Annotated in this window: 8 protein-coding genes; 5 read left to right on the top strand and 3 right to left on the bottom strand. The window is 62.6% G+C overall.

Translation table 11 applies throughout. The annotated features are described in order from the left end of the window. Window positions 1–46 precede the first annotated feature (46 nt). Complete coding sequence (gene mnmC, locus BM110_RS18700; RefSeq protein ID WP_093513968.1) at window positions 47–2,029, top strand: bifunctional tRNA (5-methylaminomethyl-2-thiouridine)(34)-methyltransferase MnmC2/FAD-dependent 5-carboxymethylaminomethyl-2-thiouridine(34) oxidoreductase MnmC1; 1,983 nt, start codon at window positions 47–49, stop codon at window positions 2,027–2,029. Here mnmC and BM110_RS18705 read toward each other — a convergent pair whose 3' ends face one another. Continuing rightward, on the bottom strand, window positions 2,030–6,868 hold the full coding sequence (locus BM110_RS18705) for an NEL-type E3 ubiquitin ligase domain-containing protein (RefSeq protein ID WP_093513969.1): 4,839 nt from the start codon (window positions 6,866–6,868) through the stop codon (window positions 2,030–2,032). 215 nt (window positions 6,869–7,083) lie between these two features. Between BM110_RS18705 and BM110_RS18710 the strand changes: the two genes are divergently transcribed. From BM110_RS18710 to BM110_RS18725, 4 genes are all read left to right on the top strand, one after another. Beyond that, window positions 7,084–8,856, top strand: coding sequence for an N-acetylglutaminylglutamine amidotransferase (locus tag BM110_RS18710; protein ID WP_093513970.1), 1,773 nt, complete (start codon window positions 7,084–7,086; stop codon window positions 8,854–8,856). A gap of 3 nt (window positions 8,857–8,859) precedes the next feature. Further along, entirely contained in the window at window positions 8,860–10,608 is a 1,749-nt protein-coding gene (gene ngg, locus BM110_RS18715; protein WP_093513971.1) for an N-acetylglutaminylglutamine synthetase, read from the top strand. Window positions 10,609–10,686: 78 nt separating this feature from the next. Then, complete coding sequence (locus BM110_RS18720; RefSeq protein ID WP_093513972.1) at window positions 10,687–11,871, top strand: osmoprotectant NAGGN system M42 family peptidase; 1,185 nt, start codon at window positions 10,687–10,689, stop codon at window positions 11,869–11,871. A 59-nt stretch (window positions 11,872–11,930) separates the two neighbouring features. Continuing rightward, window positions 11,931–12,158 (top strand): YheU family protein, encoded by a 228-nt coding sequence (locus BM110_RS18725; protein WP_003192759.1) that lies wholly within the window; start codon window positions 11,931–11,933, stop codon window positions 12,156–12,158. 2 nt (window positions 12,159–12,160) lie between these two features. Here BM110_RS18725 and csrA read toward each other — a convergent pair whose 3' ends face one another. Both csrA and BM110_RS18735 read right to left on the bottom strand, forming a co-directional pair. Next, window positions 12,161–12,364 (bottom strand): carbon storage regulator CsrA, encoded by a 204-nt coding sequence (csrA, locus tag BM110_RS18730; protein WP_092243214.1) that lies wholly within the window; start codon window positions 12,362–12,364, stop codon window positions 12,161–12,163. Between the two features lie 129 nt (window positions 12,365–12,493). Continuing rightward, window positions 12,494–13,309 (bottom strand): SDR family oxidoreductase, encoded by an 816-nt coding sequence (locus BM110_RS18735; RefSeq protein WP_071490757.1) that lies wholly within the window; start codon window positions 13,307–13,309, stop codon window positions 12,494–12,496. Window positions 13,310–13,439: the final 130 nt, after the last annotated feature.

Genomic DNA, 13,439 nt, shown 5'->3' on the forward strand with positions numbered 1-13,439 from the left:
CCGGTTGATCGGCTAGAATGGCGGCCTTGCCTTTACCGAGCCGCCCATGAACCCCATCACCCACGCCCAACTCGACTGGGATGACCAAGGTCGCCCGCACTCGCGGATCTTCGACGATGTGTACTTTTCCGATAAGTCAGGCCTTGAAGAAACCCGCTACGTGTTCCTCGAACAGAACCGTTTGCAGGAGCGCTTTGCCGCGCTGCCCGCCGGTGGGCGGCTGGTGATTGGCGAGACCGGGTTCGGCACGGGGTTGAATTTCCTCTGCGCCTGGCAACTGTTCGAACAACACGCCGTGGCCGGTGCGCGCCTGCATTTCGTCAGCGTGGAAAAGTACCCGCTCAGCCATGCCGACCTGCAACGCGCCCTGCTGCTCTGGCCGGAACTGCAACCCTTCGCCGAACAACTGCTGGCGCAATACATTGCCATCCATCAGGGCTTCCAGCGCCTGGTGCTGGATAACGGTCGCGTGACCCTGACCCTGCTGATCGGCGACGCCCTGGAGCAACTGCCCCAACTGGACGCGCAGATAGACGCCTGGTTCCTGGACGGCTTCGCCCCGGCGAAAAACCCGGATATGTGGACCGCCGAGCTGTTTGCCGAACTGGCACGCCTGGCGGCGCCAGGCTCGACTATCAGCACGTTTACCAGCACCGGCTGGGTGCGTCGGTTGATCAACGCCGCCGGGTTCAAGATGAAACGTACGCCGGGCATTGGCCACAAGTGGGAGATCCTGCGCGGGGAGTTTCTCGGTTGGCCGACCGACACGCCGGTACCGGTCGCGGCCAAGCCGTGGTTCGCCAGGCCACCCGCCATTACGGGTGACCGCCACGCACTGGTGATCGGCGCCGGCCTGGCGGGCTGTGCGACGGCGGCCAGCCTGGCGGCCAGGGGTTGGCAAGTCAGCCTGCTGGAGCGCCATGACGGCGTGGCGCGGGAAGCCTCCGGCAATCCCCAGGGCGTGCTGTACCTGAAACTGTCGGCCCACGGCACTGCCTTGTCGCAGTTGATCATGGCCGGGTTCGGCTATACCCGTCGAGTGCTGGAGCACTTGCATCGCGGCGTCGACTGGGACGGTTGCGGCGTGCTGCAACTGGCCTTCGATGCCAAGGAGGCCCAGCGCCAGGCGCAACTGGCCGCTGCCTTCGCGCCGGACTTGCTGCACCTGCTCGACCGCGACCAGGCCCAGGCCCGCGCCGGTATCGCACTGGCACACGGTGGGCTGTTTTTCCCCGAAGGCGGCTGGGTGCACCCACCGGCATTGTGCGAGTGGCAAGCCCATCAACCGGGCGTGACCGTGCTAACCCACCACGATGTGCTCGACCTGCGTCATGTCGACGGTCAGTGGCAAGCCTGGGACGGTGAACACCTGCTGGCCAGCGCCAGCGTGGCGGTGCTGGCCGGCGCCGCCGAAGTCCAGCGGTTCGCCGACCTGCCCCTCAAGCGCATTCGCGGGCAGATCACCCGTTTGCCGCAGACCGCCGACAGCCAGGCCCTGGCCACGGTGGTGTGCGCCGAAGGCTACGTCGCCCCGCCACGCCTGGGCGAACACACCCTGGGCGCCAGTTTCGACTTCAAAAGCGATGACCTTACGCCCACCGCCGCTGAACATGCCGAAAACCTGGAGCTGCTCATGGGCATCTCCGAGGACCTGGCCCAGCGCCTGGGCGCCGACACCCTGGAGCCGGCGACCCTGGAAGGTCGCGCCGCGTTCCGCTGCACCAGCCCGGATTACTTGCCGATTGTGGGACCACTGGCTGACCGCCAGGCGTTCGACCAGGCTTACGCCGCCCTGCGCAAGGACGCCCGGCAAGTGCCAGGCACCGCTTGCCCCTGGCTGGACGGGCTTTACGTCAACAGCGGTCATGGCTCAAGGGGGCTGATCACCGCCCCGCTGAGTGCGGAGTTGCTCGCCGCCTGGCTGGACAGCGAGCCGTTGCCGGTGCCGCGCGCCGTGGCTGACGCCTGCCACCCCAACCGGTTTGCCGTGCGGGCGCTGATCCGTACCACCACCGGCAAGGTCGAGTGATCAACCGGCTGGGGCCTCACACACGGAGCCCAGCCCTTCGGCCCTGATGGCATCCTCGGTCAAGCGCTCGATCAGCGCGCTTTCAGCCTGCTCCCGTTCACTGAGGACGGTGTGCATGCGACTACGGTAATCGGCATCGCTCAGTACCAGGCTTTGCTCGAAGATGTCATTGAGGCGCTCGTCATAGGGCGAACTCAAGGCCTCGAAGCGAGCCGCATGGGCACGCTTGAGGTAGTCGGTCCAGAACGGCAGCTTCTTGAGATACGTCATCAGCTCGGGGGACAGCTCGGCCAGCGTGACTTCAGCCTTGGCTTCATCCAGCGCCAACTGAGTGACCTCACCCAGCCGCGAATAACGCATGTGCCGAGGCTGGCCGGGCAAATAGAATTCGCCGACCAGGCCTGTGCGGAAAGCCAGGCTGACCTCCAATGGATCGGCGGCAGGATGCAGGCCACTGTGACGGCGCGCAATCGCCTCCAACTGCTCCAGGCGAAACAGGCCACGACCCAGTTTCAACAGCGGCCTGGGCGTCAGCGCACGCCCCTGGATGAGGGCCTTGGCATCGCTGATTTCCACCAGGACTTCCAGGCTGCTGAAGTTGACGGCGGCGGCATCGTCACAATTGATCGGCGTGGCGGCCCGTTCGAATACTTCCTCACGCAGTTCGCTGTTCATTGCGGCAGCCTCCAGCACCCGCCATACGCGGCGCTGCAGGTCCTCACGCACGAACTCGGCGTCTTTGGTGCCGCCCAGTTCCGCGAGCAACTTGAACAGGGCGTCCGACCGGTAATCGTCCTTGAGGCCCGTCCACGTGAGTTTCTTCGCCGCATAGCCCGCCATCCGTTCGTCCGCCAGCCACAGTTCGCGTGCGCTCTGCTCGTTCAAACGCGCAATATCATCTTCCAGGAACCCCATGCCCGGACCGTACGCCTGCCGGTAATGTTTCAGGGCCAGTTGGCTTTGAGCCGATAACGGGTTGTGCCGCAAGTTGACACCCAGGGCAAAGTTTCGCGGCACGCGCAACAGCCACTCCGGCAGCACGCTGATGTCATTGGCGCGCAAATCGATCTGTTCAAGATAAGGCAGGCGCCACAGGTCCTTGGGCAGTTCCTTGAGCCGGCAGTTGCGTAACACCAGGTTGCGCAGCGCGAACATACGGCTGATATCCGGCGGGTCCAGCAGCGGGTTATCCGCCAGGCTCAACACCTTCAGGCGCGTCAGATCGGCCAGCTTGGCACGGGTGTATTCGGTGAGCTGGAGTTTGTTGTTGCTCAGGTACAACCGCTCCAGGCCCGGCATGTGCGACAGGGCTTCAGGCAGCCGGGTAATCTGGTTTTCGCCCAGTTCAAGGGTGCGCAGCCCCTTGAAGTGGCTGAGGAAATACGCCACATCGTCGGTCAGGTTCAAACGGCGCAATGACAAATGCTCGACGTGATCGAAGCGCACCTGTGCGGGTAATGTCGGCAGAGGGCCGATGACCATATCATCGAGCAACAGCCCTGGAACCTGGCTGGCGCGCTCGTCGGGCAGGGTCGACATCCGTCGCCAGCACTTTTCGATGTTTTTCGCCGCCTGGTGGCGACTCAATCGATAGTCCCACAGGGGGTCGGCCTGCACGATATTGACTGACCTCTCGGCACGCCAGCGTTTGAGTGCCGTGTGCAGCGCTTCAAACTCCTGCTCACGTGCCTGGACCGCCTTGGCACGAGACAGGTGATCATGGCCCGCATCGCGCAAGAAATCGTTGACCTGCGACGGACTGAACAAGGGATAAAGCTTGTTGACCTTACGCACCAACGCCGCCGGGAAATGCCCTGCCTCGCCCCGCGCCGACTGGGTACAGATCAGCGGTTCTTCGTCCAGCAGCCCGCGTTCCGGCCACAGGTGACGGGCGACTCTGTCACGCTCATGCACCGTGGTGGCACGCAGGCGGCCCCGCAGGTCGGCCGCCTCATTCTCAGCCTGGAGCTTCAATGCAATGCGCTGGCGTGGCAGCAGGCTATCGAAAAGCGCCGTATACAAGCCGTCCGCGCCTGTCGCGACCGGCCCCAGGGCCTTGCCTTTTTGATCGAAGGCCTGATACCCCTGGGGCGTACTGACCAGGGTCCTCTGCGTCGCAGCTGTTGAAGCGCCCGCCTCGGCCAGCACCTCCCCGCTCAGGGTGTGCCTGCGTACCTGCAATGCCAGGTCTCGGGGCCAGCCGGGCATTCGCTCCAGCATACCGACGGCCACGCGTCGGGTGCCGTCCCCCGCCAACTCCGGCCAGTACAGGCCCATCAGCGCGCGGTCCTGCTCCAACTGGTCCACCGCCTCGCGTGCCCGCTGGGCAAGCACCAGTGGTACTCGGCCAGTGGTGCGCAAATACCGGCGCTCCCACAATGTGGCCTGTGAGTACAGCTCCCACGCCACACGGGGTGGCAGTTGTTTGAAGCGGTCGCACAACGGCACCAATTCGTTCAGGGCAACACCGGCGTAATAGGTGTACAAACGGTCGAGTACGGTTTGATGCCGGCTACGCAGCGTGTCCAGCAGACGCCGCTCCAGTGTGCTGCGCATGTCGTCTTCCGCCACGCCCTTGCCCAACAGGTCGACACGCTCCTCGTCGCTCAGATGCTCCAGCAAGGTGTCCATGACCCGCCCGTCCCTCAACTCCTTGCGGGTAATATGGATGCTCAGGTCCTCATAATCGAAAGGTGCTGTTTCCGGATGCCTTTCCAGCAGTTCGCCCTCCTCGTCCAGCACCTCGAAAAAACGCCCCTGGGGCCAGCCTGGCACCAGCGGCAATGCGAACAATTGGGCGCGTGCGGTACTCGCATCCGGACGTTCACCACGCGCCAGGTACTCCATCAGTTCACGGACCCTGTCGTTTTGCTTGTAGCGCAGCACGCTGTCATGAAAACGCTCGGGTAACGGCTCGTAGGCACTGCCCAATGCCCGCAAGTGTGGCAGGGTCATTCCGGTGAGGGTTGCCAGGTTCGACAACGGCTCAGCGGGCAACTCCTCAAGGCTTGGATCCAGTCGCCTGAGGCTGTAGACGAGGTCTTCCCATTGCAAGGGGCGCTCGTAGACGTGCTGCCAGCCACCACGGAAGTTGTGCTCCAGCGGCGGGCGGTAAGCCTGCGGGCGCTGTGGATGAATAACCCGCCACTTCTGCAGTTTGGTATCGAAGGCAACCGAATAGTGGTTTCCCCCCATCCGGATGTAAGAGCGGCCGTTGACTTGGTAGACGCCTCGAGAATTGACCACGGCCTGGTGTGCGACCGGCTCAGGCTGTCGATAGGTATTGAGCCTTGGCCGCCAGAGTTTCTGGCCCTGGTCGGCAGTGGTGACGGTTTCGAACTTCTCGAAGAACTCCGTAGAGGTTGTCAGGGTGCGCTTCAACGTCCCCACTACCCGCCCCCCCGCCACAAACAAAGCCATGGCCGCAACGTTTTCGGCCACATTCACCAGATGCCTGAGGGCCTCGGTATGTTCATCGTGCTGCCAGTCCTCGACGGCCTCGAACACTTCCCCCAACAGCTGTCCGATGGCTACCCCGAGCATCAACTGACCCAACACCGGCACCACCAACGCCGCCACATTCAGCAGGTCCAGCCCCAGGTCCAGATAGCGCTGCATGCGCTCTTCACTGGCTTGCTGGTCGACCTGGGCCTTGGGCACCGCCAGCACTAACGCATCCAATTGAATCTTGCCGACGAATGCCTGGAAGAAGAACCCTGTCAGGCTGGTCGTGACGGGTAAGGCGCGCAGCTGGCCAACCTTGCGCGTCATGTCGAACGATTCGAAAAAATCCAGGCGGTTGGACTCATCCAGGTACCCTTCGAAAAACGTCCGGTAGCTCTTGATTTGCAGCTTCAAGGACAAGTACACCTTGAAGTCTTCCAGCGTCGGGTACTCGTACCAGGGCCTGGAGGGTTCGTTAGGCATGTAGACAATAAAGGGGCCGGTATCCAGGCTGCCCGGTACGCTGCCGGAAAACACCAATACACTCCACACACAGGTGTCATCGATGTTCACGCCTTGCCACGTAGTCAGACCGTTGCCCGGCACCTTGCTCTTGAGCTCACTGGCCGGACGGTCGAAACCGATCAGCTTGAGCAACCGCGCGTAGGTCCCGGCTTCGATATGCCCCTTGCACAAGGCAATATGCAGATCCATGCGCATGTCCATGAGTTTGCCCAGGCCAATACTGACAGCAGCCTGGTTGTAGGAACTGACTTCCTCTTTGCTTTTCGGGTCGGGCAGGTCGAAGACCTCTTCGATGTGTTTTTGATAGAGCGCCCCCAGGTCCAGCTCCCGGCAATAACCGACAAATTCGGGCACCGTCATCCCGACGATCGGCTGCTTGGTGGCCGCAGAGCGCACCACAGCGGCGACGGACATGCCCCCGGGCTCGGCGCGCGCGTCAGAGAAGTTCTGCATCGCTGCATGCAGCAGGCTTTGCTTTGTATAGGTAACGGTCTGGAGCAAGCCGCCCCCCAGGTCAGGGTTGACGCCGGTGAGCTTACGTTTGGGCAACTCCAGCAGGTCTTGCCTGACATCCGGCGAATCAACCCCTTTGGCCCGCAGAAAATTGGTCAAGCGCTCTGCGCAGTATTGATCCAGCGGTTCCAGGCGCTGTAACAGGTAACGGACGTTCTCACGGATCGCCTTGCTGTCGATATGCGCCTGTTCAAGGGCCGTGAGGGTCGAAGCGTCGGCCCCAATCAACCAGCGCGGGACGGTTTTGCGCAAAACCTGCGCCTTGTCCAGATCGCCGGTCATGTCGAGCAATGCCCTGTCCATTTCATCCTGGGTCGCCCCTGCGGCGACCTCACTCAAATCGCGGTTTTGCGTCATCGGCATGCTTCCTCAGCCAGCTGAACATGACGCCAAACGATAAGCCTGGCCTGAGTCACAACCGGGTATTTGTATACCGCCTTACGACAGACCCATTCCGCTTATAACCGATTGATCTAAAACTCCACGAATAGCCCCGTGTCAGTTTCTGGGTACGCGCCCTTTTGGGCGTATTGAGTTTTATGCTCCCCAACGGAAAAACCGGTAAGGAATTTATGTGCGGATTAGCTGGAGAATTACGTTTCGATGCCCAACCTGCCGACCTGGCGGCGATTGAACGCATCACCCATCACCTGGCCCCGCGAGGCCCCGACGCCTGGGGCTTTCATGCCCAGGGGCCGATTGCCCTGGGCCATCGGCGCCTGAAAATCATGGACCTGTCGGACGGCTCGGCCCAACCGATGGTCGATTCGCACCTGGGCCTGAGCCTGGCCTTCAACGGTGCGATCTATAACTTCCCGGAATTGCGCGAAGAGCTGGAAGCCCTGGGTTACGCCTTCTATTCCGGCGGCGACACCGAAGTGTTGCTCAAGGGTTACCACGCCTGGGGTGAGGCACTGTTGCCCAAGCTCAACGGCATGTTTGCCTTCGCCATCTGGGAACGTGATGCCCAGCGCCTGTTCATCGCCCGCGACCGCCTCGGCGTGAAGCCGTTGTACCTGTCGCGCACCGGCCAGCGCCTGCGCTTTGCCTCGGCCCTTCCGGCGCTGCTCAAGGGCGGCGATATCAACCCGATCCTCGATCCGGTAGCCCTGAATCACTACCTGAATTTCCATGCGGTGGTGCCGGCACCACGCACCTTGCTGGCGGGCATCGAAAAACTGCCGCCGGCCGGCTGGATGCGTATCGATGCCAGCGGCAAGACTGAACAGCAAACTTGGTGGACCCTGCCCTACGGCCCGCGCGAAGATGAAAAAAACCTGAGCCTGGAAGACTGGACCGACCGCGTGCTCGACAGCACTCGCGAAGCCGTGGCCATCCGTCAACGTGCCGCGGTGGATGTGGGTGTGCTGCTCTCCGGCGGGGTCGATTCGAGCATGCTCGTCGGCCTGCTGCGTGAAGTCGGCGTACAGGATTTGTCGACCTTTTCCATCGGCTTTGAAGACGCTGGTGGCGAGGCCGGCAACGAGTTTCAGTACTCGGACCTGATCGCCAGACACTACGGTACGCGCCACCACCAATTGCGCATCGCCGAAAGCGAGATCATCGAACAACTGCCAGCGGCGTTTCGCGCCATGAGCGAGCCGATGGTCAGCCATGACTGCATCGCCTTCTACCTGCTGTCGCGGGAAGTGGCCAAGCACTGCAAGGTAGTGCAAAGCGGCCAGGGCGCCGATGAGTTGTTCGCCGGTTACCACTGGTACCCACAGGTCGACGGTGCCGCCGATCCCTATATGGCTTATCGCGATGCATTTTTTGACCGCAGCTACGACGACTATGCCGCCACTGTCGCGCCCAAATGGCTGACCGCCAACGACGCGGCTGGCGATTTCGTGCGCGAACATTTCGCCATGCCCGGCGCCGATGCGGCGGTGGACAAGGCCCTGCGCCTGGACAGCACGGTGATGCTGGTGGACGACCCGGTCAAACGCGTCGACAACATGACCATGGCCTGGGGCCTGGAAGCGCGCACGCCGTTCCTGGACTACCGCCTGGTGGAGCTGTCGGCCCGCGTGCCAGGTAAATTCAAGTTGCCCGATGGCGGCAAGCAAGTGCTGAAAGAAGCGGCGCGCCGGGTCATTCCGAGCGAAGTCATCGACCGCAAGAAGGGTTACTTCCCGGTGCCGGGCCTCAAGCACTTGCAGGGCGATACCTTGAACTGGGTACGCGAACTGCTGCTCGACCCGAGCCAGGATCGCGGCCTGTTCAACCCCGCCGCGCTGGACCGCTTGTTGACCGACCCGCAGGGCCAATTGACGCCGTTGCGTGGCTCCAAGCTGTGGCAACTGGCAGCGCTGAACCTGTGGCTCAGCGAACAAGGAATCTGATTGATGAAACCTCTCGCAGCGGCCTATAGCCAACGCTTGATCAAGGGCCAGGCGCCGACCTACGAGCGCCTGCAGGCGCGCCTGGCGGAAGACGGCAGCCCATTGGCCGCCGAGCCGATTGCGGTGCATTGCGGCTGGGGCCGGTTGCTGATCGGGCATACCTTTCCCGACCCGGCCAGCCTGGCCCAGGAACTGCTCCATGAGCAGCCGGGTGAGCGTGACATTGCCCTGTACGTGGCGGCGCCCCAGCAGATCCTGGGCATCGATCCCCAGCAGCTGTTTCTCGACCCCTCCGACACGCTGCGCCTGTGGTTCAGCGACTACCGCCCGGCTACACGGGTGTTTCGCGGCTTCCGCATCCGGCGGGTGCAGACGGAGGCCGATTGGCTGGCGGTGAACCAGCTGTACCAGGGGCGCGGCATGTTGCCGGTCGACGCCGAGCGCCTCACGCCGCGCCATCAGGGCGGCCCGGTGTACTGGCTGGCGGAAGATGAAGACAGCGGCACGGTGATCGGCAGTGTGATGGGGCTGAATCACCAGAAGGCGTTTCATGACCCGGAAAACGGTTGCAGCCTGTGGTGCCTGGCAGTCGACCCGCTGTGCACGCGCCCCGGCGTGGGCGAAGTACTGGTGCGTCACTTGGTGGAGCACTTCATGAGCCGTGGCCTGAGCTACCTGGACCTGTCGGTGCTGCACAATAACCGCCAGGCCAAGAACCTCTACGCCAAGCTCGGTTTTCGCGCGCTGACCACCTTTGCGATCAAGCGCAAGAATGGGATCAACCAACCGTTGTTCCTCGGCCCTGGCCCGCAGGCGGGGTTCAACCCCTATGCGCGGATCATCGTCGAGGAAGCCCATCGGCGCGGTATCGATGTACAGGTGGATGACGCCGATGCCGGGCTGTTCACCCTGAGCCATGGCGGGCGCCGTGTGCGTTGCCGTGAGTCCTTGAGCGACCTGACCAGCTCGATCAGCATGACCTTGTGCCAGGACAAAAGCCTGACGCACAAGGTGCTGAAGGCCGCCGGTTTGAAAGTACCCTCGCAGCAACTGGCGGGCAGCGCGGATGACAACCTGGAGTTCCTCGATGAGCACCAGCGCATCGTGGTCAAGCCGCTGGATGGCGAGCAGGGTCAGGGCGTCGCCGTGGATCTGCAAAGTATCGAAGAGGTGCAGCAAGCCATTGAAGCGGCGCGGCAGTTCGACAGCCGTGTGTTGCTGGAAAGCTTTCACGAAGGCCTGGACCTGCGCATCCTGGTCATCGGCTTCGAGGTGGTGGCCGCCGCGATCCGCCGTCCTGCGGAAGTCACCGGTGACGGTCATCACTCCATTGGCGCATTGATCGAAGCCCAGAGCCGCCGTCGCCAGGCCGCCACCGATGGTGAAAGTAAAATTCCTCTGGATGGTGAGACCGAACGCACACTGAAAGCCGCTGGCTATGACTACAGCAGCATCCTGCCCCGTGGCCAGACCCTGGCCGTGCGCCGCACCGCCAACCTGCATACCGGTGGTTGCCTGGAAGACGTCACCGCCATCCTCCACCCCACGCTGGTGGACGCCGCCGTGCGCGCCGCCCGCGCCCTGGATATTCCCATGGTGGGCCTGGACCTGATGGTGCCCGCCGCCGATCAACCCGAGTACGTGTTTATCGAAGCCAACGAACGGGCCGGTCTGGCCAATCATGAGCCGCAACCGACCGCGGAGAAGTTTGTGGATTTGTTGTTTCCCCACAGCCAGCCTGCTACTCAATAACCCTGTGACCAGGGGACCTCTTGTGGTGAGCCAGCTAGCCACAACACGGCTGCTCGCCACACCTCATCAGGAGTCTTTATGAGCCGAAACATCCCCGAACCGGATCTGAACTACCTGCAAAAAGTGCTGCTGGAAATGCTCGCCATTCCCAGCCCCACCGGATTTACCGACACCATCGTGCGCTACGTCGCCGAGCGCCTGGAAGAGCTGGGCATCCCCTTTGAAATGACCCGGCGCGGCACCATCCGCGCCACCCTCAAGGGCCAGAAAAGCAGCCCCGACCGTGCGGTATCAGCACACTTGGACACCATTGGCGCCGCCGTGCGCGCCATCAAGGACAATGGCCGCTTGAGCCTGGCGCCGGTGGGTTGCTGGTCGAGCCGCTTTGCCGAAGGCAGCCGCGTCAGCCTGTTTACCGATAACGGCGTGATCCGTGGCAGTGTGTTGCCGTTGATGGCCTCCGGGCATGCGTTCAATACCGCCGTGGATGAAATGCCGGTGAGCTGGGACCATGTGGAATTGCGCCTGGATGCCTACTGCGCAACCCGTGCCGACTGCGATTCCCTGGGCATTGGCATCGGTGACTATGTCGCCTTCGACCCGCTGCCGGAGTTCACCGAGAGCGGGCACATCAGCGCCCGGCACCTGGACGACAAAGCCGGCGTTGCCGCGCTGCTGGCCGCGCTCAAGGCCATCGTCGACAGTGGCGAGCCGTTGCTGATCGACTGCCATCCGCTGTTCACCATCACCGAGGAAACCGGCAGTGGCGCAGCGGCCGCGCTGCCCTGGGACGTCAGTGAGTTCGTCGGCATCGACATTGCGCCGGTCGCCCCCGGCCAGCACTCCAGCGAGCATGCGGTGAGCGTGGCGATGCAGGATTCCGGCGGGCCGTATGACTATCACCTGTCGCGGCATTTGCTGCGCCTGGCGTCGGAACACGAATTGCCGGTGCGCCGCGACCTGTTCCGCTACTATTTCAGCGACGCGCACTCGGCCGTCACCGCCGGCCACGATATCCGCACCGCGTTGCTGGCGTTCGGCTGCGATGCGACCCACGGCTACGAGCGCACGCATATCGACAGTCTGGCGGCGCTGAGTCGTCTATTGGGCGCCTACATTCTCAGCCCGCCCGTGTTCGCCAGCGATGCACAGCCGGCACAGGGTTCCCTGGACCGGTTCAGTCACCAGATCGAGCACGAGACGCAGATGGAAAGCGACACGCGAGTGCCGTCGGTGGATAGCCTGGTGGGCAACAAGTCCTGAGACTGGCAACTACGGTCCCGGCGCAGTAGGATCGCCGGGATCCATCACCCGAGGCTTGTATGCTGATTCCCTACGATGCACTTGAAGTCGACACGCTCACACGCCTGATCGAAGACTTCGTGACCCGCGACGGCACCGACAATGGCGATGACACGCCGCTGGAAACCCGCGTACTGCGCGTGCGCCAGGCACTGACCAAGGGCCAGGCGCTGATCGTGTTCGACCCGGAAAGCGAGCAGTGCCAGTTGATGCTCAAGCACGACGTGCCCAAGCATCTGTTCGACTGACGTCAGAGATTGGGCACCGGCACCGGATGGGTGCTGGCGGCCTGGCGCTCGCGGATTTTCTGATGCACCTCCGCGCGATGTACATGCACCCCGGCCGGCGCTTCAACGCCAAACTTCACCTGGGTACCGTTCAACTCGAGGATATGCACGGCGATGTCATCGCCAATGGAGATGACTTCGCCTATGGCGCGGCTTAAAACCAGCATGGCGGTTGTCCTTTTAACAGTGAAAGGACCTCGACCATGCGCGCAGGCTGTGGTGTGCATCAATGGCTTGCCGTGAAATCAGGCACTACTTACATGTGTAGGTAAAATGCCTGACAGACCACTTCCCGGTCAGCCTTTGGCGGCCTGTGCCTTGGCGCGCATTTTGTCGGCCATGCTGGTCATTTCGTCATACAACAACTGCGGGTTCTTCTGCTTCAACGCCCAAGCCATGCGCCCCTGTTCGTGGGGCAGGATCATGAACTCACCTTCCGCGACCCGCTGGTAGATGTAATCGGCGATATCCGCCGCCGAAATCGGCGAGCTTTCCAGCAACTTGCCCACCTGGGCCTTCATGGCCGGGGTCGGCCCACGGAAGGAATCCAGCAGATTGGTCTGGAAGAACGATGGGCACACCACATGCACACCGATTTCCTGCTGCTTGAGCTCCACCAGCAGACTCTCCGACAACGCCACCACACCCGCCTTGGCTACGTTGTAGTTGCTCATGGCCGGCCCCTGCATCAGCGCGGCCATGGAGGCGATGTTGATGATGCGGCCCTTGCTCTTTTCCAACAGCGGCAGGAACGCCTTGCAGCCCTTGACCACGCCCATCAGGTTGATTGCGATCTGCCAGTCCCAGTCCTCCAGGGACAACTCGGCAAAGAAACCGCCTGACGCCACGCCTGCGTTGTTGACGATCACATCGATACCGCCCAGCTTGACCTCACAGGCCTGGGCAAACGCGGTGAGCTGGCTGTAGTCGCGCACGTCGCAGCGCTGGATAAAACCTTCGCCACCGGCCTCGCGCACCAGCCTGAGGGTTTCCTGCAGGCCGGGCTCGCTCACGTCCGACAAGGCCAACTGCCAGCCCTCACGGGCCCAGCGCAGAGCGATTTCACGACCCAGGCCGGACCCGGCGCCAGTGATCATCATGCGATTTTGCATAGGAAGTTGCCTTGTGGTTCACGGAAGAAGTGACCGGCAGTGTAGCGAAGGTTTTTCCTACACCCACCCACCATCAGAGTGATGAATGCCCCTGGCAAACCGTGGGCCGGGTCGGATGTTTGCGTATAGC

Source organism: Pseudomonas sp. NFPP28 (assembly GCF_900115535.1).
In the GTDB taxonomy this organism is placed as follows: Bacteria; Pseudomonadota; Gammaproteobacteria; order Pseudomonadales; family Pseudomonadaceae; genus Aquipseudomonas; species Aquipseudomonas extremorientalis.